This window comes from Lentibacter algarum (assembly GCF_040580765.1).
GTDB classification, from domain to species: domain Bacteria; phylum Pseudomonadota; class Alphaproteobacteria; order Rhodobacterales; family Rhodobacteraceae; genus Lentibacter; species Lentibacter algarum.
This window is the reverse complement of the sequence record NZ_CP158687.1, coordinates 1,212,738-1,236,990: the sequence shown is the minus strand read 5'-3', so window position 1 is coordinate 1,236,990 and position 24,253 is coordinate 1,212,738. Positions and strand designations below refer to the sequence as shown.

23 protein-coding genes, 1 tRNA gene and 1 other RNA gene are annotated in these 24,253 nt (G+C 55.6%); 9 read left to right on the top strand and 16 right to left on the bottom strand.

The genetic code is table 11. The features are described from left to right. Window positions 1-357 precede the first annotated feature (357 nt). From DSM117340_RS05930 to DSM117340_RS05890, 9 genes are all read right to left on the bottom strand, one after another. A tRNA-Ser gene (locus DSM117340_RS05930) sits at window positions 358-447 on the bottom strand. 54 nt (window positions 448-501) lie between these two features. After that, entirely contained in the window at window positions 502-1,218 is a 717-nt protein-coding gene (locus tag DSM117340_RS05925) for an alanyl-tRNA editing protein (protein ID WP_089888551.1), read from the bottom strand. Continuing rightward, on the bottom strand, window positions 1,215-3,641 hold the full coding sequence (locus tag DSM117340_RS05920) for a DUF3772 domain-containing protein (protein WP_089888549.1): 2,427 nt from the start codon (window positions 3,639-3,641) through the stop codon (window positions 1,215-1,217). Before DSM117340_RS05920 ends, DSM117340_RS05925 begins: the two co-directional genes overlap by 4 nt. After that, window positions 3,638-4,675: a cysteine synthase A gene (locus DSM117340_RS05915; protein ID WP_089888548.1), complete on the bottom strand. Its 1,038-nt coding sequence runs from the start codon at window positions 4,673-4,675 to the stop codon at window positions 3,638-3,640. Before DSM117340_RS05915 ends, DSM117340_RS05920 begins: the two co-directional genes overlap by 4 nt. A gap of 112 nt (window positions 4,676-4,787) precedes the next feature. Further along, entirely contained in the window at window positions 4,788-5,900 is a 1,113-nt protein-coding gene (locus tag DSM117340_RS05910) for an NUDIX domain-containing protein (RefSeq protein ID WP_089888547.1), read from the bottom strand. Window positions 5,901-5,927: 27 nt separating this feature from the next. Then, window positions 5,928-6,377: a TrgA family protein gene (locus DSM117340_RS05905; protein WP_354689919.1), complete on the bottom strand. Its 450-nt coding sequence runs from the start codon at window positions 6,375-6,377 to the stop codon at window positions 5,928-5,930. Then, entirely contained in the window at window positions 6,378-7,586 is a 1,209-nt protein-coding gene (locus DSM117340_RS05900) for a cyclopropane-fatty-acyl-phospholipid synthase family protein (RefSeq protein ID WP_089888543.1), read from the bottom strand. Between the two features lie 67 nt (window positions 7,587-7,653). Beyond that, entirely contained in the window at window positions 7,654-9,069 is a 1,416-nt protein-coding gene (locus DSM117340_RS05895) for a deoxyribodipyrimidine photo-lyase (RefSeq protein ID WP_089888541.1), read from the bottom strand. 50 nt (window positions 9,070-9,119) lie between these two features. After that, entirely contained in the window at window positions 9,120-10,337 is a 1,218-nt protein-coding gene (locus tag DSM117340_RS05890; protein WP_089888539.1) for an aminotransferase class V-fold PLP-dependent enzyme, read from the bottom strand. Window positions 10,338-10,395: 58 nt separating this feature from the next. Here DSM117340_RS05890 and DSM117340_RS05885 point away from each other — a divergent pair, with 58 nt between their 5' ends. Both DSM117340_RS05885 and DSM117340_RS05880 read left to right on the top strand, forming a co-directional pair. Next, on the top strand, window positions 10,396-10,605 hold the full coding sequence (locus DSM117340_RS05885) for a hypothetical protein (RefSeq protein ID WP_089888537.1): 210 nt from the start codon (window positions 10,396-10,398) through the stop codon (window positions 10,603-10,605). An 85-nt stretch (window positions 10,606-10,690) separates the two neighbouring features. After that, a complete protein-coding gene (locus DSM117340_RS05880) occupies window positions 10,691-12,505 on the top strand; it encodes a BCCT family transporter (RefSeq protein WP_089888535.1) in 1,815 nt (604 codons plus the stop codon). A gap of 151 nt (window positions 12,506-12,656) precedes the next feature. On the opposite strand, the gene DSM117340_RS05875 is transcribed toward DSM117340_RS05880, so the two are convergent. The 5 genes from DSM117340_RS05875 to DSM117340_RS05855 all read right to left on the bottom strand — a co-directional run bounded on the left by DSM117340_RS05875 (window position 12,657) and on the right by DSM117340_RS05855 (window position 16,690). Beyond that, window positions 12,657-13,073, bottom strand: a complete 417-nt coding sequence (locus DSM117340_RS05875) for an HIT family protein (RefSeq protein ID WP_089889071.1) — start codon at window positions 13,071-13,073, stop codon at window positions 12,657-12,659. A gap of 120 nt (window positions 13,074-13,193) precedes the next feature. Continuing rightward, window positions 13,194-14,186 (bottom strand): acryloyl-CoA reductase, encoded by a 993-nt coding sequence (gene acuI, locus DSM117340_RS05870; protein WP_089888533.1) that lies wholly within the window; start codon window positions 14,184-14,186, stop codon window positions 13,194-13,196. Between the two features lie 15 nt (window positions 14,187-14,201). Then, window positions 14,202-15,305 (bottom strand): dimethylsulfoniopropionate demethylase, encoded by a 1,104-nt coding sequence (locus DSM117340_RS05865; RefSeq protein ID WP_089888531.1) that lies wholly within the window; start codon window positions 15,303-15,305, stop codon window positions 14,202-14,204. After that, a complete protein-coding gene (locus DSM117340_RS05860) occupies window positions 15,305-15,937 on the bottom strand; it encodes a DUF1326 domain-containing protein (RefSeq protein WP_089888530.1) in 633 nt (210 codons plus the stop codon). Before DSM117340_RS05860 ends, DSM117340_RS05865 begins: the two co-directional genes overlap by 1 nt. Window positions 15,938-15,949: 12 nt before the next feature. After that, complete coding sequence (locus DSM117340_RS05855) at window positions 15,950-16,690, bottom strand: DUF2182 domain-containing protein (RefSeq protein ID WP_089889068.1); 741 nt, start codon at window positions 16,688-16,690, stop codon at window positions 15,950-15,952. A gap of 103 nt (window positions 16,691-16,793) precedes the next feature. Between DSM117340_RS05855 and DSM117340_RS05850 the strand changes: the two genes are divergently transcribed. The 7 genes from DSM117340_RS05850 to DSM117340_RS05820 all read left to right on the top strand — a co-directional run bounded on the left by DSM117340_RS05850 (window position 16,794) and on the right by DSM117340_RS05820 (window position 21,647). Further along, complete coding sequence (locus DSM117340_RS05850; protein WP_089888528.1) at window positions 16,794-17,525, top strand: FadR/GntR family transcriptional regulator; 732 nt, start codon at window positions 16,794-16,796, stop codon at window positions 17,523-17,525. 35 nt (window positions 17,526-17,560) lie between these two features. Then, window positions 17,561-17,909: a transfer-messenger RNA gene (gene ssrA / locus DSM117340_RS05845) on the top strand. A 46-nt stretch (window positions 17,910-17,955) separates the two neighbouring features. Continuing rightward, window positions 17,956-19,206 (top strand): chromate efflux transporter, encoded by a 1,251-nt coding sequence (chrA, locus tag DSM117340_RS05840; RefSeq protein WP_089888527.1) that lies wholly within the window; start codon window positions 17,956-17,958, stop codon window positions 19,204-19,206. A gap of 67 nt (window positions 19,207-19,273) precedes the next feature. Beyond that, window positions 19,274-19,765: a ClpXP protease specificity-enhancing factor SspB gene (locus tag DSM117340_RS05835; protein ID WP_089888525.1), complete on the top strand. Its 492-nt coding sequence runs from the start codon at window positions 19,274-19,276 to the stop codon at window positions 19,763-19,765. A 96-nt stretch (window positions 19,766-19,861) separates the two neighbouring features. Continuing rightward, window positions 19,862-21,253, top strand: coding sequence for a class II fumarate hydratase (fumC, locus tag DSM117340_RS05830; protein ID WP_089888522.1), 1,392 nt, complete (start codon window positions 19,862-19,864; stop codon window positions 21,251-21,253). Continuing rightward, window positions 21,253-21,429, top strand: a complete 177-nt coding sequence (locus DSM117340_RS05825) for a DUF4169 family protein (protein WP_089888520.1) — start codon at window positions 21,253-21,255, stop codon at window positions 21,427-21,429. Before fumC ends, DSM117340_RS05825 begins: the two co-directional genes overlap by 1 nt. Then, window positions 21,426-21,647: a ribbon-helix-helix domain-containing protein gene (locus tag DSM117340_RS05820; protein WP_089888519.1), complete on the top strand. Its 222-nt coding sequence runs from the start codon at window positions 21,426-21,428 to the stop codon at window positions 21,645-21,647. The genes DSM117340_RS05825 and DSM117340_RS05820 overlap by 4 nt, the downstream gene beginning before the upstream one ends. On the opposite strand, the gene DSM117340_RS05815 is transcribed toward DSM117340_RS05820, so the two are convergent. Together DSM117340_RS05815 and DSM117340_RS05810 are read right to left on the bottom strand one after the other, a co-directional pair. Continuing rightward, window positions 21,644-22,987 (bottom strand): cytochrome P450, encoded by a 1,344-nt coding sequence (locus tag DSM117340_RS05815; RefSeq protein WP_089888517.1) that lies wholly within the window; start codon window positions 22,985-22,987, stop codon window positions 21,644-21,646. The two genes, DSM117340_RS05820 and DSM117340_RS05815, sit on opposite strands and share 4 nt — an antisense overlap. After that, window positions 22,984-24,234 (bottom strand): hypothetical protein, encoded by a 1,251-nt coding sequence (locus tag DSM117340_RS05810; protein ID WP_089888516.1) that lies wholly within the window; start codon window positions 24,232-24,234, stop codon window positions 22,984-22,986. Before DSM117340_RS05810 ends, DSM117340_RS05815 begins: the two co-directional genes overlap by 4 nt. Window positions 24,235-24,253 lie beyond the last annotated feature (19 nt).

The window sequence follows — 24,253 nt, the reverse complement described above, 5'->3', positions numbered from 1 at the left end:
CAGCGAAAGTCTGCAAAGTCCCGCAAAGCAGACCTCGGAACAAATCGCAGCGAATGTCTGCATTCAGCCCAAAACGACCGCCCAAAGACCCGTCCCGCGGTTTGCATCGTGTTTCGATACCGCTTGAGACTTCGAAAAGGGCGCTCCCTCAAAAACACCAAAACATTGAAAATAATATACTTTTTGAATGCGCCCTTCTGAAGGCCAAGGGCGGTCGGTTAGAGACAAAGCGGGTTCAGAGACCGATTTTGGGTATTTAGCCAGTCTCCGAAGGGCGGTCGCAACGGTTAAACCCCTTTGAAACCAAAAGAAAAAAGGGCCCCATAAGGGCCCATCATCTGTTTTGGCAAGTGTAAGTGGCGGACAGGAAGGGATTCGAACCCTCGAGACGGTCACCCGCCTACGCACTTTCCAGGCGCGCGCCTTCGACCACTCGGCCACCTGTCCGAGGTCCGTTTATCGAAGAAGCAGGTGGGCCTGCAAGCCCAAACTGCCCAATCTTCACATCAAATGCAGGTTCACGCGACGGTTCTGTTTGCCCTTGCTTTCAATCTTACCAAGACGCAAGCCACCGATCTCGCTGGTGCGGGCCACATGGGTTCCGCCGCAGGGCTGCAAATCAATCACTTCACTACCCTCACCGATCTGAACAAGGCGAATTGCCCCACGCCCGCGTGGCGGCGCAACACTCATGGTTTTCACAAGCGACGGATTGGCTTCCAGTTCAGCTTCACTGATCCAAGACTGGCTCACTGGCAAATCGCTGTCCACGAGTGCATTGAGCGCCGCCTCAACGGCATCACGGTCTTCTGGCGGTTCTGGCATCAAGAAATCAAGCCGCCCCTTTTCCGCGCCAATCTGCCCTCCGGTTACGGGCAGTGGCAAAATCACTGATAAAAGATGCAAGGCCGTATGCATCCGCATGAGTCTATGGCGACGCTCCCAATCAAGATGCTGGACAAGCTTCACACCCACATGTGGCAAAGCCATAGGCGCGGCTGGCACAAGCACAATCGCCTCACCATCGCCTTTAACAGTCGTCGCAATCTCAAGCTCTTTGCCATCCCAAACGACGCTGCCACTGTCCCCAGGCTGCCCACCACCTGTCGGATAGAAAATAGAACGATCCAGCACAATCCCGCCCTCGGCAGTATGGGCAACAACTGTGGCGGCCATATCTCTTAGATAAGCGTCCTCGCGAAATAAGGCCTCGGTCATTTACCGCCTCCGTTCTTATCGTCGTCTGACGTACTCTTAGCACGACTTACCTTTGGCTTCGCGGCTTTTGGCGGCTTTGCCTCAGCCCGCGGCACTGACGGGACAAGCGCTTCTGGATTGCGGATCCAAATATCACGCTGGCTGAACGGAATTTCCACACCCTCTTCTTTAAAGCGGCGCGCAATTTCATGGTTCATGTCAGACCTGACCGAGAGAACAAAATTCACATCTCGCAAAATCGCACGAATTTCAAAATCAAGGCTATCCGCCCCAAACCCTTGGAAGATCACATTTGGCTTTGGGTTCGCCAAGACCATCGGATGCTCTTCTGCAATTTCAAACAAGATTTTCTCAATCTTGCGCGTGTCGTTACCATAGGCAACGCCAACAGGAACAATCACGCGCCCAACGGTATTTCCGCGGGTGTAGTTGGTCACCTTACCACTGATCAAATCCGCATTCGGCAAGATAACATCTGAGCGATCAAACGTCTCAATGCGCGTTGAGCGCACAGAAATATCGCGAACGGTACCATGGGTTCCGCCCACTTCAATCCAGTCTCCCTCAGATATTGGACGCTCAATCAGAAGAATGATCCCAGAGACAAAGTTTGACACGATATTCTGGAGACCAAAACCAATCCCGACTGAAAGCGCACCAGCCACAATCGCGAGGCTCGAAAGATCAATCCCTGCGCCAGTGATGGCGGCGAGAGCGGCCAAGAATATCCCAATATACCCAACACCAGAAACAAGAGCGTTCTGGCCGCCAATATCCATCTTGGTTTTGGGGAGAACGGTATTTTTCAAGGCGCCCTGCAACACGCGCGTAACTATGTAACCAATCGAAAAAACAATCGCAAAAGTCAGGAAGGCCCCTGCTGTGATCTTAGTATCACCAACAGTAACCCCCTCTCGCGCTGAACTCCAAAACTCGGAAATCCGCGCATCACTTGTGCCCCAAATTCGGAAGAACTGCGGCAAAGCCACCAACAGCAGAACAAAGCCCGAGAGCGTCGGTAACAGCCCATCGCGAGCATCATCCGCCCCGCGCCTCACCACAACCCAAAGCTCCGCCACCACGCGCTGAGCAAGGATAAGGAAAGCAATAAGCACAAGTGTTTCAATGGATTGGAAAACAATTGTTCTGCCAGCCTCAAAATAGCCAACAGCCGCGATAAAGGCCCCACCAAGGCCCGCCAGAATAATAACACGCCCCAAAAGCCCGTACATGCGGTCCACATAGCGTGGCACTTCGTCAGCACTGGCCGCTGCAACAACTGCAGCAGAATGGAGCCGAAGAAGACGTCCAAGCCGCCACAGCAAATAGCCACCCGAGATCACAAGCGGGAAATAGACAACAGCATTCGTGCTGCTCGACCAGCTGTCGTAACGAGAGAACTCATCCAGAACAAAGCTCAGACCGAAGACAATACCGAGACCGATCACAATATATCGGCCCTTGGTATTTTGAGCCTCTGTCAAAGAAAAACTATGAAAGCTACGATCTGCGGGCGCAAAGACAAAGGCGCTCAACCAAACCGAGACTATGATAAAGAAGCCCCCTTCGATCACTGCACCAAGCAACGGATCGATCCTCAGACCAACCAGCTCGGAATAATAGACAGCAATCGCCAAACCAAACAAACCGAGCGTTGCAACACCAAGCTGTACCACGGAAAGCACGAACGCCGTCAGCCACCCTCTCGCCGTGCTGCGCTGGCGCACAAAACGCTCGCTCAGCGCACGAACCCAACGCCAGCCAAGTAGCAAAAAGACAATAGAAACCGCTACAATCGCAATGAACCGAGGCAAATTGCTAATAAACGCCTCACGTTGGTTCGGATTGTTCCAACTGCTGACAATCTCCCCACGTGTGCTGACAAGCGAGTTCTTGAAAGTGCCCCAGCCACGCGACCACAGGGTCGGGTTGAGCGGGCTTGGCCCTCGTTCCAAGAAAGCATTCGTTTGTCTCTCTGACAGGATACGGTCAATTTCACCAATGAGCGCATCCGCACGGCTCTGCGCCACTTCCGCCCGCTTGCGCGGGGCTTCTAGCTCTGCAAGCCTTGCGTTTAATGTCTCTCTTTGCGCCGCAATTTCATCTGGCTCCAGACCCGTCTCAGGCGCAGGACCGAGTGCAGATATCTGCGCCTGAACCGCCGCAATTGTGCGCACATTCAGATCTTTTGCCCCAACAAAATCAGCACGCCAGCTGGTCAGATCATTGCGCAGGTTCTCCAGGACGGTGTCTGAGGCGCGTCCCGCTTCGACAGCATCTTCAATGCGCGTGGCCAACGTCTGCCATGCATCGTAATCAGGCTTCGCTCCATTTCCAGTCTGCGCCAAAGTCGGCGTACCCAGAAGCATCAACGCAACAATAAGCGCCGGTAAGCCTCGGAAAAGAAGGTGTTTCAAGATCATTCCGTTTCCTCAAATACATCTGGGATATCGCGCGCTGCGCGCTCCATCCACTCAGGCACAGGCAGGCCCTTTTCATGCAAAAATTCTGGGTTAAAAAGCTTGGACTGGTAGCGTGTGCCATAATCGCACAGGATCGTCACGATGGTATGACCTGGCCCCATTTCACGTGCCATACGGACAGCACCAGCAATATTTACGCCCGAGGAGCCTCCAAGGCAAAGCCCTTCCTCGGCCAAAAGATCAAATACATAAGGCAAAGCTTCTTCATCAGGCACTTGATAGGCCATATCTGGTGTAAAGCCTTCAAGGTTCTTGGTGATGCGTACTTGCCCAATGCCTTCGGCAATCGAGCCGCCCTCCATCTTGATTTCACCTGTCGTATAATAGCTAAACAGTCCAGCCCCCATTGGGTCAGCAATCCCGATCTTTACACCCTTCGGCTGCAAGACCATTCCTGTACCAACAAGTGTACCGCCCGAGCCAACTGCGCAGATAAACCCATCAACCTTGCCAGCTGTCTGGTCCCAGATTTCAGGGCCAGTGGTTTCAATATGCGCCTGTCGGTTGGCCACATTATCAAACTGGTTCGCCCAAATTGCACCGTTGGGCTCTGTCTTGGCCAGCTCCCGAGCCAGACGCTCGGAATAACGCACAAAATTATTCGGATTGCGGTAAGGCGCAGCAGGAACTTGCACAAGCTCGGCCCCCGCAAGGCGCAACATCTCTTTTTTCTCTTCACTTTGCGTCTCGGGGATCACAATAACGGTCTTAAAACCCATTGACGCCCCTACAAGCGCAAGGCCAATACCCGTATTGCCTGCCGTGCCTTCAACAATCGTGCCGCCTGGCTTCAGCTCTCCCCGCGCAATCGCATCTTTGATAATATAAAGCGCTGCACGGTCTTTGACCGACTGGCCCGGATTGAGAAACTCGGCTTTGCCATAGATGTTACAGCCCGTCTCTTCGCTAACTTTTCTGAGCCTGATCAAAGGCGTGTTGCCCACGGCTTCCGCCAAATCTTGTGCAATTTTCATAGGCTCTCTCCTTGGGCGTTATGCGCAACAACCTAGGGCTTCAAACACCGCACCACAAGCAACTTAGCCCGCAAAAATCACATGTTCCAAAGAAGGGGCCCTTCGCAGAAAACTATCCCGCCCGAAGCCTTTCTCGCTCTATCTTAAGCCAGAGCAACAAGTGCAAAAGAGGCCCGATATTTATCTCGCCGGTTTTCATCAATGCTTCCGCCGCATCAAAACTCAGAACGTGGCTTTTAATGTCTTCAGCCTCGCTCTCAAGGCCACCCATTCCCGCGACACTATCGGGCAAATCGCACAAACCGATAAATGTATGGAAATATGTGCTGACCTCTCCAGGAGACGGGTAGTAGGACGCGACAGGCTCAAGCTGGCCCAAGATGAGCCCTGCTTCCTCGACACACTCCCGCCGAGCCGCCTCTTCTGGCATTTCCCCAAGATCCACGCGCCCCGCAATCGGCTCAAGTGTCCAGGGCAGTGGGTCACCGCGCCCCAAGGGCCCCATGCGAAACTGTTCAATAATCAAAACCCGATCTCGCACAGGATCATAAGGCAAAACGAGTGCAGCGTCCCCAGTCAGAAACACTTCACGCTCCATCTCATCGCTTTGCCTTCCGTCGTAACGAGGATGGCTTAGGCGCAACGTATCGGTTCGAAAATACCCGATATGGCTCAAACGCCCGCCGTGCAGAGTTACGCTCTCGATGGAATGCGCCGCTCGCAGTGTCGCAGGGCTTGGGTTACTTTGTGCAAGAAAGGTCGAATAGGCGCGCGCTCTGATCCGTCCGAAGTAGCGCCCCAATTCATGTGGAGCCACCTGCCCCATCAATCCCATAATCTCGCGCGCCGAGTGTTGTGTCACAGGCCAATGCAGAGCGCTCCATTCCGCAAGATTCCAAAGCTCGGCAGCTTGCCAGAGATCTGGCTCAGGAAAGTAAACCAGAGCTTCTTGCCCAGCAATCTCAACGGGCAAAAGGCGATATCCAAAGCCAAGCTCATAGTAATCAAGCCGCGCCTGCTCTTCAGGGGTAACCTCGCTCAGCAACAAACCGTCGCAATAGCTTCCCGTTTGCTCAAGAATGAGTGGAAAATCATGCCCCTCGGCCCGCGCAACACGATAACCATCAAGGGACACTGCGCTCAATCGGTCGTGCGGCACATGCCCCAAGACAATCTCAAGCAGCCCCAAGTGCCGGAGCGTTCCGTATAAAAAGACCTGTTTCACCGGCTGCTTCGCCTTCTATCCCGTAAGTTAGCGCCAGCGGCGGCTTATAAACTCAGCAAAAAGGCCCCCAAAAAGGCCACCCACCACCAAGGTAATCACAACATTGACCCGCAAAAGTTCGGCCGAATATTCAATCGCCAACTGCACCGCGCCGATAAGAGCCTCCATCGGCCCATCAAACTTACGGTCCATCGACATCTGCAACATTTCCCAAAAGGCATGCGCAAAGAGACACCAAAACACCGCTGCGGCGATAGCCGTCAGACCCAATCCCAGAGAAACACTATATGGATTGCCAACGCGTGCGCCGAGCATGGTCCAGCCCACTGAAGCCGCGATAAAAACATTGATCTCACGAAAGCGTCCAAAGTTAAGATCAGGCTCTTGTGCCAACATTCCCACCATGACCATTTTACTAACAACGTAAGCGATAATGGCGAGACATACGGCTGAAAGCAATCTGGCGGCAGTGGGCATCTAGTCTAACTTTTCAATTGTTATCTGAACTACATCGCAGTTACCGCCATGAAACGACGCGGCGCAAGAGGTTAGGTAAAAATTCCACATTCTGCGAAAGCGCTCATCAAAGCCCATCGGCGCGATTTCACCCCACGCGCCATTAAAACGTTCATGCCAACGGCGAAGCGTTTGCGAGTAACTTTCCCCAAACTCAAGAACCTTTGTTTCAGTCAGCCCGGCGTGCGCTATTTCCGCCCGCAAAGCGGTCTTTGATGGCAGCATACCGCCGGGAAAAATGTATTTCTGGATGAAATCCACGCCCTTACGGTAGATTTTGAAGCGCTCTTCTTCCAACGTGATGATCTGCAAGCTTGCTCGCGCTTTAGGCTTCAAACACGCTCTCACTTTATCAAAGTAAACAGGCCAGTACTTTTCGCCAACAGCCTCAAACATCTCGATAGAAGCGATCCCGTCATACTGTCCAGTCTCGTCTCGGTAATCTTGCATTTTCAGTTTAACAAGATGAGAAAGACCAGCCTTTTCAATACGCTCTTCGGCGTACTTCAATTGCTCTGCACTGATAGTTAACCCCGTGACGCGCAGACCACACTCGCCCGCAGCATATTCAGCAAACCCGCCCCAACCACAGCCAATCTCCAACACATGGTCGCCAGCCTTGACGTTCAAAGCATCCACAAGAGCAGCATATTTTGCGCGCTGCGCACTCTCGAAACTCTCCTGTCCAGTCTCAAACAATGCGCTCGAATACGTCATGCTCGCGTCAAGCCATTGAGCATAAAAGGCATTGCCCAGATCATAATGATACGAAATGTTCTTTCGCGCCTGCCCCTTGCTGTTGGAGCGCATCAAATGGCGCAGCCTTTCAAAGGCCTTCACAAGCCCCTTTCCCGGAAAACCGCGATAGAGGATTTCGTTGCCCGAATTCATCAGGTCAAGAAAAGCTTGAAGGTCGGGAGATGACCACCCTTCATCAAGATAGGCGTCACAAAATCCAAGTTCGCCTTCGCGAATAAGGCGTGCAAACACATCTGGGTCGTGAATATGGACCTCCGCCACAGGCCCCGCCGTCGCACCTTCTGCGCGAAACCGCCGTCCATCAGCCAACACCACATCCAAACGCCCCACGGGCATCTGTTGGGCCAACGCGAACACGCGCGCAAAGTACCTTGGCAGATCGGTCTGACCTTTGGTTTCTGTCAATATCATAAATGCACCTCCCCTTGGCGCAGCCCCTTTAGGCTAGTTCGCACATGCTTGTCTCGCAAGTTTTCAATTATTTAGAGCTATAGGCGGCCAAAGCCCGTTCACGGCCTTCCTTAAGGCCCACGATAGGCTGAGGTCGTACCGCCTTGGGCGACAACCCTGCACTTTTTGGAATGCTCTCATAAAAATCAAGAGCCGTTTCAGGCGCCTCCCGCTGCCCTTCGGCAACCCAGCGTTTGAAATACCGCCGCTCAGGATCAAACTTCTGCAACTGCGTATCTGGATTGAACACCCTGAAATACGGCGCCGCATCAGGCCCGCTTCCCGCAACCCACTGCCAACCCATCGCATTATTTGCAGGATCAAAGTCAATCAACTGATCCGCAAACCAGCGCTCACCCACCCGCCAATGCACCATCATATGCTTGGTCAAATAGCTTGCCGCCACCATGCGCGCACGGTTGTGCATCTTGCCCGTCACCCAAAGCTCGCGCATTGCAGCATCTACAAAGTCAACGCCCGTGCGGCCATATTTCCAAGCCCAGACCTTGGCCTCAGTCTCATCTTCGCTCCAAGGAAAGCTGTCCCAGCCCTCGCGCCAGTTGTCTTTCAACATGTGTGGCGTGTGAAACATCAGGTGATGTGCAAAGTCGCGCCACCCCACTTGCCGCAAGAATGGCTCAAGCCCGCGCACGCCTGAAGCCGTAGCGGCCTGCCCAGTCGCCCAGATACTGCGCGGTGAAATCTCGCCATAAGCAAGATTGTCAGACAAATCAGAAGTACCCGCTGTCGCAACCTGATCCCGCGCAGCCTTATAATTGCTCGCGCGCTCGTCTAAAAACCGTGTCATCTTCGCCCAAGCCGCCGCCTCACCCGCCGTGCTGTGGCGGGCCAAAACAGACGCACCGCGCCGCATAGCGCTTGAAAGCGTCCAATCTAGCAAATTCTCACTGGCGGGCCATGCCGCAGGTGGCAAAAGTTTGGCAGGCTCAGGCAAAGGTGCAGCCACACCCAAAGGCTCAATGGCGCGCCAGAATGGCGAGAAGACCTTGTAATAGTCGCCCACTTTGGTTTTGACCGTCATCGGCTCATGCAGCAATTGTCCCGCATGACTCTCTGCAGCAAGCCCATCTGCACGGAGCGCCGCCTTTACATCTGCATCAATGTGGCGAGACACAGGGTCATAAAGCCTTCCCCAATGAACAGCACGCGCGCCCGTCTCAGAGACAACCGCGCGCAAAACATCAAGCGCTTCGCCTTTGCGCAACACAAGTCTGAGTCCCTTATGCTCAAGCTGAAGAGCCAAAGCCTTCAAGCTCTGCTCAAGCCGCCAACGTGGTGCCGCGCCAAGCGCGTCAGAACGCGCCTCGTGAATAAACAACGGAATAACAGGCCCCTTAGCCGCCGCTGCCGTCAGAGCTTCATTGTCAACCAAGCGCAAATCGCGCCTGATCCACCAAATGGATGTTACTGTACTATCGCTCATTAGCCCTCGCCCGTCTCTTTATTCGTTTACGGGCATGGGCCGCTCACAGATCACAAAACGCGATCAAGAGCCTCCATTAGCTGCTGCACCTCAGCCTCGCTCGTGTAGTGCACAAATGACAACCGCAGCACCCCCTTCTCAGGGTCAACACCCATCGCTTTGAGTGCGCGCACAGCGTAAAAATCGCCTCCACCAGCCATCACCCCATGTGCCGCAAGCTCAGCCGCCACAGGCTCCCCTGCCTGTGCCAATTCAAGCGCAACAGTAGGCGCGCGCCCAGCCGCATGAGACGGCCCAATAAGGCGTACTGAGTTTTTCGCGCTCACATAATCAAGCAAAGGCTGCAAAAGCTTCACTTCATGAGCTCGCATCAAGTCATGCACACCCGTCGCCTTTTCAGCCGCTGTTCCCGTAATTCCATGATGAAGCGCCAGCGCGTCAGCATAATCCGCCATGCCCGCCGAGGCAGCCACCTGTGCATGATCGGGCCCCGCAGGAGTAAAACGTTTGTAGAGGCTGCCTGCGTTGAAATAATGTCCTTGATTGGGCAGCGTCTCGCCCAAAGCACGCCGCATCACCATAATACCTTGGTGCGGACCATAGGTCTTGTAAGCAGAAAACAGATAGATATCAGGCCCCATCAAGCCAACATTCGGCAATCCATGCGGCGCATAGCTAACTCCATCCACACAGACAAACGCCCCCGCCGCATGCGCGAGCGCAGTGATTTCAACCACAGGATTGATCTCACCCACCACATTGGAACAATGTGGAAAGCAAACAAGACGCACCTTCTCGTCTAAAAGTGCCTCGAGCTTTGCAAGGTCCAGATGCCCCGTCTCAGGGTCCACCTGCCATTCGCGCACCTCAAACCCCTCATCCGCCAAACGACGCCAAGGCCCAGTGTTGGCCTCATGGTCCTGATTGGTCACGACAATGGCGTCTCCTGGCTGCATGAACTGGCGAAAAGCATTGGCCAGAACATAGGTGTTCTGTGTGGTTGATGGGCCAAAGCTCAGCTCATCACTCTCGACACCCATCATAGCGGCCAGCCGCCTGCGCGCCTCGTCCATTTCTTCTCCGCCAAGGCGCGAAGCCTCATAAGGCGCATATGGCTGGACTTTACGTTCGGTGTAGAACCGCGTGAGGCGGTCAATCACGGGCTGACACGTATATGAGCCGCCCGCATTTTCAAAAAACGCCTGCCCCTGAAGACTCTCCTGTGCAAACGCAGGGAATTGGCCGCGCACAAAATCAATATCAAGCATGAAGGTCTCTCCTCGGTTCATGGTTTTAACGAGGCCTCTGTCGGATGGCCCACAATCAATGGCAGGTCCTCCAGCCGAGCGCCCCGAAACCGTCAAAACCGGGTCGCAGCCGCCAGCAGTTAAAACCAAAGGCGACGGATCATGGATATCCCGCAAGAAAGCGCTGGGTCAAGAGCATGAAACATCCAGCATCCAATGTGCCAAAATGTCGCGGATCAGGCGGGCGCATGTCGTATTTGGCGGGCAGGCTGCGCCATCAACGCTCTAAATGCCCAAATATAGAGCGCAGCGTCTAAGAATTACTCAAATGCGCCAAGTTGTTTTCTAGAACAGAAATCGAAACGGGGACACATATGTCAATCAAACCACCCTTCACAGATCTTGAGATCAAAAAACAGGAGGCAGGCTTTTACAAAGACAACAGCCTGCCCATCGCACTCATCAGTAAACTGCTCATGATAGCACTCGTGCTCTGGGCCCTTGTCTGGCCCGCAAATGCCAACGCAACCTTGGGAAACTGGAACTGGAGCCTGCTTGAGAAATTCAACGGCTTCTACATCGTCATCACGGGATTCTTTGCCTTCTTTCTTCTCGTGATCGCCCTCTTGCCACGCACAGGCAAGCGCATCATGGGCACAGCGGGCGAAACGCCTGAGTTTTCAAACTTCTCATGGTTTTCCATGATGTTTGGCGCAGGTCTCGGTGTCGGCCTCATGGTCTTTGCAACAGCTGAGCCGATCGGCCTCTGGGGCTCAAACCCTGTGATCCTCTCCGGAGCCGTTGAAGCAAGCAGTGTTGAGGCTATCCAGTCAGGCTACCGTTATACCTTCCTACATTACGGCTTTCACGCTTGGTCAATCTATGTCGTGACAGGTCTCAGCCTGGCCTATTATGCCTACACACGCGACATGCCACTCACCATCCGTTCTGCTCTGACGCCGCTCTTTGGTGCGCGGATCAACAGCTCTTTTGGCCATATTGTCGATGTTCTGGGCGTTGTCGCCACAGTCCTCGGCGTCTCCGTAACCATCGGATTTGGTGTCAGCCAATTTATTGACGGTATGTATGCCATCACCGGAATGAGCTGGATGATGGATATGACAGGTGAAGTGCCAGCCCCAAATAAAGTCGGCCTGATCGCTGGCTTGGTAATGATCATGGGTCTGTCCATCCTCTCGGCCGTTTCAGGCGTCGGACGGGGCGTGAAATACCTCTCCAACCTTAACTTGGTCCTGTCGATCATCCTTCTGTTGGTGTTTGTGATCTTTGGCTCCTTTATGTTCGCGCTGAGCACCTTTGGGTCAGCTTTTGTGGATTATATTCTTCACTTCGCGCAGCTCAGCTTTGGCGCATATGGACCACAATCCGCCGCCGACTTTGCGGCCGCCCTACCAGAGGCAGCAAAACCACTGGCAGCAGATCTCAGCGCCGCCCAAGGCGCTTGGGGAAGCTTTGAAGGCTTCGTTGCAGGGCTGACAGGCGCCACTGCAGAGCTTGACGAAGACACACTCAAAGCCGTCTACGCCGCAGGCGAAGGTGGGCGTCAGTTTGGCTGGCAAGCGGGCTGGACAACATTCTACTGGGCTTGGTGGATTGCCTTTTCGCCCTTCGTTGGCTTGTTCCTTGCGCGCATTTCAAAGGGCCGCAGTGTTCGTGAGTTTATCGTCGGCTGCGTTCTGGCCCCCTCACTCGTGTGTTTTGCCTGGATGACAATCCTTGGTGGCACAGCCATCGATCTAGAGCTAACGGGCGGCGCAGATGGGGCCATCATCGGCGCATCCAATACAGCAAAGCTCTTTGTAACCTTGGGTCAAATGCTTGACGGTGGCTTGCTCACAGCCGTTTCAATCATGTGTGTGGTGCTGATCATGACCTTCCTCGTCACATCAGCAGACTCAGGCATCCTCGTGATGAACACGATCATGTCCGGCGGCGAGCAGGAAACAGGTGTCAAACATCGCATCGTTTGGGGCTTGATCCTCACCGCAGTGATCGGGACGCTCCTCGCAGCGGCTGGCGAGAACAACCCGATGGATGCACTGCGCAATGCAATGATCATCGGAGCATTGCCCTTCACGGTCGTTATGGGTCTGATGTGTGTTGCCCTTGCCAAAGCGCTCTATCGTGACGGCCTCCGCGAAAAAGCGGCCAAACAGCCCGCTGAGTAACATCACGCATTCACAAAATCAAAAACGGCGCCGCATCACCACGCGGCGCCGTTTTCTTTTAAAGTCACTGAGTAAGACCCTATTTTTCGCCTTAAATATCTGAGGGCGTCTGAGAGACGCGCTTCCGCGCCAGAGGGGCGCGGCACAATGCCTAGTGCAAAGCCGCCGTCAGCTTTTCTCCATTGGCCTTTATCTCGGCCATATCCCCCATGACGCCCGCAGGCCCCATGCGCTGTCCCTCATGGCGCGGCAGAATGTGGAAATGCAAATGAAAGACTTCCTGTCCCCCTGCCGCTTCGGAAAACTGCTGCAAGGTGATCCCATCCGCGCCAAAGGCTTTCATAGCGCCGTTGGCCAATGTGTTCACGGTGCGCATGCAAGCAGCAAGCTGCTCGGGACTCGCATCCAGAATGTTGCGGCAAGGTGTCTTGGGAATAACCAGACAATGCCCAGGGCTGCGCGGCATAATATCCATAAAAGCAAAGGTCTCATCGTCTTCGTAGACCTTGAATGATGGAATTTCTCCTCGCAGGATTTTGGCAAAAATATTGTCAGTGTCATAGCTCATAGCATTGCTCCCAAAACGCATTTTCCCAATCTCTTTCACAAATCCAGCCCCCCGCCAAGCGCCTTGGGCAAAAAGAAAGCCGCCCCTAAGGGCGGCTTTCAAAGCAGTCGTTTAAACGTCTCAGGCGTTCACATCGACAACCACACGACCTTTCACTTGGCCTTTGAGAATGTCGCGGCCAAGCTGCGGCAGATCGCTGAGCGTGGCGGGCTGCACCATCGCCTCAAGCTTGTCCATCGGCAGATCTTTGGCGACCCGCTCCCAAGCCCGCACACGGTTCTCATAGGGTTGCATCACCGAGTCGATCCCAAGCAAGTTCACACCGCGCAACAGGAATGGAATGACAGTCGCAGGCAAGCCAGCACCGCCCGCAAGCCCAACAGCAGCCACAGAGGCCCCGTATTCCATCTGGCCCAGAACACGCGCCAGCATATCGCCGCCCACGGCATCAATGCAGCCGCCCCATGTTTCGCCTTCCAGAGGGCGCTTCACGGTTTCGTTCAGCTCTTCGCGCGCCACAATCTGGGTTGCCCCGAGGCTCTTGAGGTAGTCCGCCGTCTCAGGTCGCCCCGTCACACCAGCAACCTTATAGCCAAGGTTTGCAAGGATCGCCGTGGCCACAGAGCCAACACCGCCTGCAGCCCCCGTAACAAGCACAGGCCCTGCCTTGATGCCGTGATCTTCCAGAGCCATAACCGCCAGCATCGCGGTAAAGCCCGCTGTGCCCACCGCCATAGCCTGACGCGTATCAAGACCCGCAGGCAACGGCACAAGCCAGTCCGCCTTCACGCGTGCCTTCTGACCATAGCCGCCCCAATGTGCCTCGCCCACGCGCCAGCCTGTGAGCACAACTTTGTCTCCCGCCTTGTAGCGCGCATCACTTGACGCCTCGACCGTGCCCGCAAAGTCGATACCCGGAACATGCGGATACTTGCGAACAAGCCCGCCGCCTGGACCAATGCAAAGCCCGTCTTTGTAGTTCACAGTCGAATACTCGACAGCAACGGTCACATCGCCCTCAGGTAGGTCTGCCAGCGTCAGCGGCTTGACCGCTGCGCTCGTTTTTCCAGTTTCTTCGTCTTTTTCAACCACTAGGGCGTTAAATTCACTCATCTCGTCCTCTTTCTTCTAAATCCAGAATGTCTCGCGCACCGTTGCCGCGCGCACACCCGCAGGGGTGATCACATCCACTTCACTGCCCTCGTCCCAATGCGTCATACGCACCATTCCGATGGAAACATTTGTCGCAAAATCAGGCGAGTATGCAGCAGAGCTAATGTTGCCCACCTGCTTGTCACCCACCATAATCGGCCAAAGCCGATCGCAAGGCGGTACAGCATCCCCATGAATTTCCACAGCGCGGATCTGGCGCACAGGGCCTTCCTTCGCGACGCGCAGCAAAGCGTCACGCCCCACACAGCCAATTGCGCTATGTGTGTTGCAAAACTTGCCAAGCCCGCACTCATGCGGTGTGTTGTCATCGGTCATGTCGTTGCCATAGCTCAGAAGACCGCCCTCGATCCGCTCGATCAGGTTGGGACAGCCCGCATGAATATCATGCTTTTTGCCCGCTTCCATCAAGGCGTTCCACAGCGGCATCCCGATATCACTGCCTTCGACATAAATCTCAAAGCCGCCCTGCTTGGAATAGCCCGAGCGCGCAACAGCCAGCTTACGGCCTTGAAACTCGAGCATCGCAAAGCGGAAAAAGCGGATATCGCGCACAGCATCGCCAAAGACATCTGCCATAACATCATCTGCCTTCGGACCTTGCACACCGAGCGGGCTCACATCCGGCTCATCGACAAGCACATCCAAACGATAGCCATAGGCGATACCCTTGACCCAAAGCAGCAAATCACTGTCAGCAATCGAAATCCACCAGCGATCTTCCGCCAGCTTTACAGCCACAGGATCATTCAACATCCCGCCCGTCTCGTCGACGATCGGCACGTAGTAACACTGACCAACCTGCATATTGCGCAGATCGCGTGGCGTGAGCATTTGCATCAGCCGCGTGGCGTCAGGCCCGCGCAGCTCCACTTGGCGCTCACAGGCCACATCCCAAAGCTGAACCGCCTCCTTGAGGTGGCGGTAGTCTTCCTGAACCGTGCGAAAAACGGTTGGCAAAAGCATACGGTTGTAAACCGTGTAGCCTTTCACACCTGCAGCCTCCACACCCTCGCTAAAGGGTGTGCGGCGCAGGCGACGCGACAAAGCGATTAATGCCATTAACGGGGGCCTTTCCAATCAATCTGGCAGATTTCGGCGCTGCGACCGTCAAAATCCCAGACACGCCCAAAAGCGCGCACACGTCCCTGTGTGGCCTTGGCCACAGTGATATCAGGACCCATCCAATATTCTGTATTGGTCACGACGATGTCTTTACCGTCCTTGCCCTCAACAGGAATAACCGAACCCTTGATCTTCTTTCCAACCATCAAGCGGCGCTCTTTGCCGACGGTTTCAAAGGTGATCGGAGCGCGCTCAGCGCCCAAGAACTCGCCAACAAGCAGGCCAAAGAGACCCGTTGTACCGCGCGCAGCACCAGAGAAGATCGCAACAAGCGCCTCATACTGGTCATCTGTCGCACGCTCATCAATATAGGCTGCCGCTTTCCAGTTTCCGCGGCCCATATTGCCTGGAATCTCAAGGAAGAGGCCCACATTGAGGCCCGAAAGGCTCACGCCACCGTATTCGCCATCATCGATGCGAACGCCCGACCAAGCCTGACAGTGGCCTTCCGTGGGCGGGTGCGTGCCAAGGCTCACAACACAGGGGCAAAACACTGTGCAGTTGCAATTGAGAATAAGTTCGCCCTTGATCTCCCAAGGGATCGTACCAACTTCACCATCTAAAGCCATGTTATTCCTCCACTAAATGAAAGCGCCAATCAGCGCAAAAAGCCCCCAGCCAATGAGGCCATACCCCAAAGGTCGTGTGAGCCAACGCCCAATATCGGGCAGTTTCTCCAAAATCATCATCACAGTCGCCAGCCCCATGAACGCAAGGTTCATCACACCGCCAACAAATCCGAGCAGCATCAAAGCCCAGCAGCAGCCAAGGCAAACAAGCCCCAACCGCAGCCCATTGCGCCACGCGCCCTCGTCCCAATGCTGCATAAAAAAGCTGATCGGACGACGGCACTTGCTCAGGCACGCTTCTTTGAGCGCCGAAAACTGATAAAGCCCAGCACTGATCAAAAGCCCAGCCGTCAGCAAGGGAGACTGGCTCTGCCCCAAAAGATCAACAGCGCCAATCTGGGTCAATCCCATCTGCACACCTGCCGCGACCAACGCAAACCCAAGCCATACAACGAGATACCCTGACACAAGTGCACCGAAATTGCCTTGTCCTGTTGAGCCTACAAGATCGTCATAGGTTCCAAAAGCGGGCAAGGCCGTCGGCGCCATCATGGCAGCCGACATCAGCGCCCACATGAAAAAGAGCCTCACAAGACCCGCTGCATCCGGCGTCACTGTGCAAAGAGCTTCCCAAAAGTCCGCACCGTAGAGCCTTGAAAAACTACGCATTTCCGCAGGAATCGCCATCGCAAACAAAGCCGCCCACGCCAGAGCGATCACGGCAAACAACGTCAGCCAGTGCCATCCGGTCATGGTCTTTATGCGGTCCACAAGCATTTTGTCCTCACGCGACTCAGGTCTTGAATGCAAATGTCAGACAATTTATGCTCGCCGTAAAGAGTGAATTGTCAGACAAATGAAAAAACCTAAGCCAAAACCCGCAGATCTCTCTGCAAAGATAGCCAAAAACATCCGCGACGCCATTATTTCAGGCGCGCTCATCGTGGATGAAAGGTTGCCCTCAGAGGCTGATCTCTCCGAGCAGTTCAATGTTTCCCGTCCAACTGTCCGTGAAGCCCTGAAGCGCCTCGCCGCTCAGTCCCTCATTCGCACTCAGCGTGGGGCCACGGGCGGCGCATTCGTCAATCGCATCAGCTTCCAAGACGCCTACCCACAGCAAATCACCACATCAACACTGCTGCTCAGCATGAATGATGTGAGTTTTGATGTCGCCTGCGAAGCCCGTTACACACTGGAACGCGCCTGTGCGTCGCTCTCGGCCGCGCGCCGCACCCCAGATCAGCTTGCGAGCATGCGCACAGAGATTTTCCGTCAGTCCCAGCCCGCATTGTCGGATGAAGCGTTCTGCGCTTCAGATGTCGCCTTCCACCGCGCCCTCGTTGATGGTGCAGGAAATCCTGTACTCTCCTATCAGCTCGCAGGCGCCGTCGAGGCCATGCAGCCCCTGATGAACATGATTACCTTCACAGCCCGCTCCCGCGCGGCAATTATTGATTTGCACAGCCAGATCGCTGATGCGCTGGAGGCGAGTGATGCTCCGTGCGTTGAAGCCTGCCTGACAGAGCTTGAGCGCTACACAAAAGAGCTCGCCCAAAACGTTCTCGCGGCCCGAAAAACACGCGCCTGACACGGCATAAAAATCACGTGCAGACAGTCACACCCTGTCTTGCAAATCGCTTCTCAAGCTCTATATTAGACCTGTCTCCTCGGGGACTATGAACATAAACGCGCTTGTAATAAGCGGATCGGACCCGGGGGCGGTACCCGGCGTCTCCACCAAACATCCTTCATTTGGGGATCATGGGGACGAAATAGGATCGACGAACGTCTAAAGAGGTTAGCTTTGTTTCGGCTGGGTGCCACCGTATCGGCCCGAAATGTACAATTGCAAATGACAATCGTGCTCCAATGGCGATGGCCGCGTAAGCGACTGGAACTATTGAAATCTAAGTCCTTACGTTTAGCGACCTAAGGCGGGGTTCGCAGGCACCTGGCAACAGAAGCCTGCACTTCCTTCTCCCTTCCGCTCACAAACACAGCGCCTTTGGAGCCGCCATATGACGCAACCAAGCGCGCAAGAGTTCAACCGCACATTCGCCAAAATCGGCCTTTTGTCCTTTGGCGGGCCCGCCGCTCAAATTGCCTTGATGCACCGAGAGCTGGTGGATGAACGGGCATGGCTGACAGAGCGCCAATTTGCAGGCGCGCTCAGCTTTTGTATGCTTCTCCCTGGCCCCGAAGCCATGCAACTTGCAACCTACGCGGGCTGGCGCTTGCGCGGGCTCAGAGGCGGGCTGCTGGCGGGTCTCCTATTTGTTCTACCAGGTGCATTTGTGATTTGGGCTTTAGCCGTTGCCTATATTCTTTACGGCGCACAGCCTTGGGCCGTCGCCGCCTTCATGGGCGTCAAAGCCGCCGTGATCACGATTGTGCTTCAGGCCCTCTTCAAACTTTCCCAAAAAGCGCTGACAGCTTGGCCCAGTCGCCTCATCGCCCTCGGCGCATTTCTGGGCCTCTTCGCTCTAGGCGCGCCCTACCCGCTTATTCTGGCGCTCGCCGCACTGGCGGGCAGCCTCTTCTTCGCGACAGAGCCTGAAGCGCTGTCAGAACTCACCCCGGCACCGCCCCTCTCCCAAAGCCTGCGCACACTGGCCCTCGGCCTCGCGCTTTGGCTCGCGCCCCTTACGGCGCTCTTCTTATCGGGCCAGTCGTTTCTCACAGAGCTGGCCGCTTATTTCGCCCAGCTTGCTCTTTTCAGCTTCGGCGGAGCTTATGCGCTCCTTGGCTGGATGACCCAAACCCTAGTCCAAGACCATGGCTGGATCACATCTTCCCAAATGATAGATGCCCTCGGCCTTGCCGAAACCACGCCTGGCCCCCTAATCCTTGTGACACAATTCACAGCGCACCTCGCAGGTCATGGCCAAGGTGGGCTGGGCCTCGCCGCAGTCGCAGGGTTGCTCACCCTCTGGATGGTGTTCACGCCTTGCTTTCTCTACATCTTCCTTGGAGCACCCTATCTGGAACGCCTCTTAGCGATGCCCCGCCTGCGCGCCGCCCTCACAGGGATCACAGCCGCCGTCACAGGGGTGATCGCCAGCCTCTCGCTCTGGTTCGCTGTGTCTGTGCTTTGGCCAAGCGGAGCTTTGGACACCCTTGAGCAAGCTTTCGCCCAAATCAGCTGGCCTGCTCTCTATCTAATTGCCACAGGTGCAGCTCTCTCTTGGCTGACAAAAGGCAATCTTTTCATACTGATCCTCGGAAATGGCCTGCTCGGCTTTGCGCTCTTCGCTGCACTTGGCTTTTAGCGCGGAATCGGTCTTTTGTTTTCTGCAAAACTCCCTATTCTTGACGCAACAACCAAGGGGATAGCCGATGTCAAACACGATTGACTATGGCACATTGATGCACAACGCCATGCGCAGCCTGATCAGGCGCGTTCTAACGGATGTTGAAAAGAACGGCCTTCCAGGGGCACATCACTTCTTTATCACCTTTGACACGCGCCACCCGGAGGCCAAGCTCGCAAGCTGGCTTCACGAGCGCTACCCCGAAGAAATGACAATCGTCATTCAGCACTGGTTCGACGCACTGGAAGTCACCGAAGAAGGCTTCTCAGTCACGCTCAACTTTGGCGATGCCCCAGAAGCTCTCAAAGTTCCCTATGACGCGATCAAAACATTCGTCGACCCCTCCGTAGAGTTTGGCCTTCGCTTTGAAACAAGCGAGGACGAAGACGAGGAGGAGGACGATGATGACGCGCTCTTCTCCGACACTGACGAAGCCCCCGAAGCACCGATGATGGAGCACGCCGAGCCAGAAAAACGGCAGGCCGAAGTCGTCAGTCTCGATCAGTTTCGCAAGTAAGCCGACAACAGAGCACCTCCGTTAGGGCTATCAGCCATTGCCCCCCTCCCGCGGGGGCGTTAGACCGTTTGCGACAGTTTGCAAAAGGAGCCCAACATGGCCGACACGCGTACAGAAACCGACAGCTTCGGCCCTCTTGAGGTCCCTTCAAACAAGTATTGGGGCGCACAAACGCAGCGCTCGATCATGAACTTCCCCATCGGTTGGGAAAAGCAGCCCATCGCCATCGTGCGCGCGCTCGGCGTGATCAAACAAGCCTGCGCCATGGCCAACCGTGACAGTGGTGAGCTTGACGGCAAACTCGCCGAAGCCATCATTCAGGCCGCGGGTGAAGTGATCGAGGGCAAGTTTGATGACAACTTCCCGCTGGTCGTCTGGCAAACGGGCTCAGGCACACAGTCCAACATGAACTCCAATGAGGTCATCGCCAACCGCGCAATCGAAATCCTCGGCGGCGTCATCGGCTCCAAAGACCCAGTTCACCCCAATGATCACTGCAACATGGGTCAGTCCTCAAACGACACCTTCCCAACTGCCATGCACATCGCAACAGCCATGTCCGTGCATGATGTGCTCCTGCCGGGCCTTGAAAAACTCGCCTCTGGCCTCGAAGCCAAGGCAGAAGCCTTCAAAGACATCATCAAGATTGGCCGCACACACACCCAAGACGCAACGCCCCTCACTTTGGGCCAAGAGTTCTCAGGCTACGCTCACCAGATCCGTATGGGCATCCGCCGCGTTCATGCCGCACTCCCCGCAATCTATGAGCTGGCCCAAGGCGGCACAGCCGTTGGAACAGGCCTCAATACAAAGCACGGCTGGGGTGAGACGGTTGCCTCCCATATGGCTGACATCACGGGCCTGCCTTTCGTCACCGCGCCCAACAAGTTCGAAGCCCTCGCTGCACATGACGCGATGGTCTTTATGTCAGGCGCACTCGCGACAATCGCTGGCTCCGCCTACAAGATCGCGAATGACATCCGCTTCCTCGGCTCTGGCCCCCGCTCTGGCCTTGGCGAGCTGATCCTGCCCGAAAACGAGCCCGGCTCTTCAATCATGCCAGGCAAGGTCAACCCGACACAAGCGGAAGCGCTGACACAAGTCGCCGCTCACGTCATGGGCAACGACGCCGCAATCAAATTTGCAGGCTCACAAGGGCATTTCGAGCTCAACGTCTACAACCCGATGATGAGCTACAACCTCTTGCAAAGCATCCAGCTCTTGGGCGACGCGGCAGACAGCTTCACTGAGCGCATGCTCATGGGCATCGAAGCCAACGAGCCACGCATCGACAAGCTGATGAAAGAAAGCCTGATGCTGGTCACAGCGCTGGCGCCAACCATCGGCTATGACAACGCGACCAAAGTGGCAAAGACAGCCCACAAAAACGGCACGACCCTCAAAGAAGAGGCCATCGCACTTGGCTTTGTGGACGCCGAGACTTTTGACCGCGTTGTGCGTCCAGAAGATATGATCGGCCCTAAGTGATGGCCGAACCGGTTAATTTCAACCGGTTTAAAAAAGCAGCGGCGCGGGCCGAAGACAAAGCCCGCGCCGCTGAAAACGTGGTCAAACATGGCCGCACGAAAGCCCAGAAAGAGCTTGAAAAAGCGCGCGCTGCCAAGGCCGCACGCGAGCTCTCAGGAAAAGAGCGCGACAGATGAGCCGTCCCGTGAAGCGCTCCCTTACCCTGCGTGGCCACCGCACCAGCGTCTCTCTGGAAGATGAGTTCTGGCGCGCTTTTCGTGACATCGCAGCGCGAAAAAACAAACCAATCAATGAATTAGCGGCCGAAATTGATGAAGCCCGCGGTGTCGAAAGCGGTCTAGCCTCAGCCATTCGGCTCTATGTTCTGGCGTATTATGAAAGTCGCTCAGCCTAGCGCTTGCTCACCTTCAGCCAAATCCCGTCTTTCGCCCGTACGGTCAGATGCGCAACAGGTTGCGGCACACGTCCCTCAACAAGCTCAAAGCGAAACATCTTGAGCAGCATCGACAAAATAAGCGGCCCTTCGACCATAGCAAAGCCCGCTCCTGTGCAGACCCGCGACCCAGCACTAAAAGGCATATAGGCCTCACGCGCACAGCCCCGCCCCTCCTCAGTCTGCCAGCGCTCTGGCTCAAACGCATCAGGGCGCGCCCAGATCCGCTCGTGGCGGTGCAAGTGCCAAGGGCTCAGCACGATCTGGCTGCCCGTCTTAACCTCGCGCCCGCGAAACTCTTGCGGACATCCTGCCTCGCGCACCATCATCGGCACAGGCGGATAAAGCCGCAATGCCTCCCGAAACACATCCCGCGAGAGCTTCAGCTCCGACATCACCTTGAAATCACAGTCGTTTAGCGCCGCCGATTCCTGCGCAAGCCGCTCCTGCCACTCAGGGTAAAGCGCTAGCAAATAAAGCGTCCATGCCAGCGCCGAGGCGCTCGTCTCATGCCCAGCCAAAAAGAAGATCGCCACCTGATCAACCATCTCCTCAGGCGTAAACCGTTCGCCCGTCTCAGGGTCTTCTGTGGTCATGATCTTGGTCGCAAGATCGTCAGGAGCAGTGCCCGCAGCAATCTCATCCGCACGCGCTTGGGTGAGCCGCGCAATCAGGCTGCGAATGCTCTTTGCCGTCTCCCGCGTGCGGCGTCGGAAGAACCGTGGCATCCAGCGCGGCAGCGGCAAGAACGCTGCAATATTCACAATTGGCTGGCTGCGCTGATAGTCGCGAAACTCCGAGAAAACCTCTGCCGCAATCTCGTTCTCGATCGGGATCGAAAACAGCGTCCGAAAGATCACATCTGCTGCCGCATGGCTCGTGACTTCCTCAATCTCTACGATCCCTTCCTCAAGCCGCGCGACACAGGCCTGCGACGCCGCCCACATCGCTGGAAAGGTATCACGCAGCCGCCCGCCCTCAAAAGCGGGGTCAATGATGCGCCGCTGCCGCTTCCACGTCTCGCCATTGGTCAGAAACACGCTCTCCCCCAAAAGCGGCCTCAGCCCTTCGCTCACGCGCGATGATTTGGGAAAGTCATCAGGCCGCTCTTTCAGCACCAGATCAACCAACTTCGGATCGTTCACCATAAACGAGCGAAAGAACGGCGTGCGAAACTCAGCCATCCATGCCCGATAGAGCTTTGCAGGCTGCGCTGACAAAATATCCTGACGAAAGAGCTTCACATAGCGCCAAAGGCTCACTTTATCTGGCCGCGCGGGCGGCTTTGGCGGCAAGCTCATGGCGCAACACTCGTATATTTGTTCACGGGCGTCTCTATACGGCTCTTTGAGGCCCCCCGCCCAGCATAGCGTTCAACCAAAGTCTGCGGCCCTGCCGTGATCTGAAAATAGTCATAGTCGCGAGGCCGATCAAAAGCACAGAGATACTGGAAGTGAAGCCTGAAAAACCGCCAGCGCAGCTCTTTCCAGCGCGAGGCACTGAGGCTCTGCGTAAACGCCGCCGAGATCACCAAGGGCCAGCGCTGCCCCTCAGGCGCAACCCCTGACACTTTGACAGGATCACAGAGCGCAAAGGCACAGCCATCTCCAGGCGCTGTGACATCCACCCAAGCAAGCTCCTCGCGTGTGCTCAAATAGGCCAGATCAGCGCGCAAACGCCACGCATCTGGCAGGAAAGACACCATAGGCACAACCTGCCCGAGCGACAAAAACGAAAGCTTTGGGCCCGCCTTGGGCACCTGTCCCGCGCGAATGAGATCGGCCAAAATCGACACCCCCAAATGCGCGCCCGAAGAATGCCCCACCACCAAGACTTCATCAAAATCTTGCGTCAAAGCCTCGGCAATAACGTCACCAAACTCAGCCATCCGCGCCTCAAGTTCAGGCGGGTTTGCGCCCATATGGCGCGCCGAATAGGAATAATCATGCATGAGATAGTAGACAAAAAACTTGGCGTCCTGCTTCTTAAACCAAGCAAGAAGCCCCCAAGCCACACCAAGCCCAAGCACAAGGCCAGCATAAGGTCCAAGCCCAGCCAGCTCTGGAACAAAGGCGAGCAGAAGGCTCACACCACGCATCACACCCCATGCAGCCCCAAGCGCCAGAAGCGCCTGCACAATCAGCATCAACACAGGATAAAGCGCCGCAATAACAGGGCCCTTCCTGAGCCGCATGAGCCGCCAAAGCGCGCCCGAGCCGATATAGGCCCAAGCTGTGCGCAGCATCGCGCCGTAAGTGGCAGGTATCGTGTGGCTCATACTGTCCCGCACAATATCAGACCAGACTAGCGCCTCGACGTCTGTCTGCGTCTCCTGCCCGTCCACAGTTGCACTCACATGCCAACCATAAGGGCCCTTGGTCGTCTTGGGGCTGAGCGTAATTTCATAGCCCGAAACCACCGCCTGCGCGGCGCCTTCTTTGCGGTAAAGCTCGCGGTAACGGCGTGGATGAATCGGGTCATATCCGGGGATGTAAAACACCCGCCGCCTGCGCACCGCTTGTTCTGTTTTGTCAGGCTTACCGCTCATGCCAACCCCTTCGCGCGCA

Excerpts from the sequence above, each read along its gene's own strand:
- DSM117340_RS05850 (WP_089888528.1), top strand. The coding sequence starts at position 16,794 with ATGAAAAAACCTAAGCCAAAACCCGCAGATCTCTCTGCAAAGATAGCC.
- DSM117340_RS05855 (WP_089889068.1), bottom strand. The coding sequence starts at position 16,690 with ATGACCGGATGGCACTGGCTGACGTTGTTTGCCGTGATCGCTCTGGCG.
- DSM117340_RS05890 (WP_089888539.1), bottom strand. The coding sequence starts at position 10,337 with ATGCTTGATATTGATTTTGTGCGCGGCCAATTCCCTGCGTTTGCACAG.
- DSM117340_RS05900 (WP_089888543.1), bottom strand. The coding sequence starts at position 7,586 with ATGATATTGACAGAAACCAAAGGTCAGACCGATCTGCCAAGGTACTTT.
- fumC (WP_089888522.1), top strand. The coding sequence starts at position 19,862 with ATGGCCGACACGCGTACAGAAACCGACAGCTTCGGCCCTCTTGAGGTC.
- DSM117340_RS05915 (WP_089888548.1), bottom strand. The coding sequence starts at position 4,675 with ATGAAAATTGCACAAGATTTGGCGGAAGCCGTGGGCAACACGCCTTTG.
- DSM117340_RS05820 (WP_089888519.1), top strand. The coding sequence starts at position 21,426 with ATGAGCCGTCCCGTGAAGCGCTCCCTTACCCTGCGTGGCCACCGCACC.
- DSM117340_RS05875 (WP_089889071.1), bottom strand. The coding sequence starts at position 13,073 with ATGAGCTATGACACTGACAATATTTTTGCCAAAATCCTGCGAGGAGAA.
- DSM117340_RS05835 (WP_089888525.1), top strand. The coding sequence starts at position 19,274 with ATGTCAAACACGATTGACTATGGCACATTGATGCACAACGCCATGCGC.
- DSM117340_RS05860 (WP_089888530.1), bottom strand. The coding sequence starts at position 15,937 with ATGGCTTTAGATGGTGAAGTTGGTACGATCCCTTGGGAGATCAAGGGC.
- DSM117340_RS05895 (WP_089888541.1), bottom strand. The coding sequence starts at position 9,069 with ATGAGCGATAGTACAGTAACATCCATTTGGTGGATCAGGCGCGATTTG.
- chrA (WP_089888527.1), top strand. The coding sequence starts at position 17,956 with ATGACGCAACCAAGCGCGCAAGAGTTCAACCGCACATTCGCCAAAATC.
- DSM117340_RS05825 (WP_089888520.1), top strand. The coding sequence starts at position 21,253 with ATGGCCGAACCGGTTAATTTCAACCGGTTTAAAAAAGCAGCGGCGCGG.
- DSM117340_RS05810 (WP_089888516.1), bottom strand. The coding sequence starts at position 24,234 with ATGAGCGGTAAGCCTGACAAAACAGAACAAGCGGTGCGCAGGCGGCGG.
- DSM117340_RS05920 (WP_089888549.1), bottom strand. The coding sequence starts at position 3,641 with ATGATCTTGAAACACCTTCTTTTCCGAGGCTTACCGGCGCTTATTGTT.
- acuI (WP_089888533.1), bottom strand. The coding sequence starts at position 14,186 with ATGAGTGAATTTAACGCCCTAGTGGTTGAAAAAGACGAAGAAACTGGA.
- DSM117340_RS05925 (WP_089888551.1), bottom strand. The coding sequence starts at position 1,218 with ATGACCGAGGCCTTATTTCGCGAGGACGCTTATCTAAGAGATATGGCC.
- DSM117340_RS05880 (WP_089888535.1), top strand. The coding sequence starts at position 10,691 with ATGTCAATCAAACCACCCTTCACAGATCTTGAGATCAAAAAACAGGAG.
- DSM117340_RS05905 (WP_354689919.1), bottom strand. The coding sequence starts at position 6,377 with ATGCCCACTGCCGCCAGATTGCTTTCAGCCGTATGTCTCGCCATTATC.
- DSM117340_RS05885 (WP_089888537.1), top strand. The coding sequence starts at position 10,396 with ATGGCAGGTCCTCCAGCCGAGCGCCCCGAAACCGTCAAAACCGGGTCG.
- DSM117340_RS05865 (WP_089888531.1), bottom strand. The coding sequence starts at position 15,305 with ATGGCATTAATCGCTTTGTCGCGTCGCCTGCGCCGCACACCCTTTAGC.
- DSM117340_RS05815 (WP_089888517.1), bottom strand. The coding sequence starts at position 22,987 with ATGAGCTTGCCGCCAAAGCCGCCCGCGCGGCCAGATAAAGTGAGCCTT.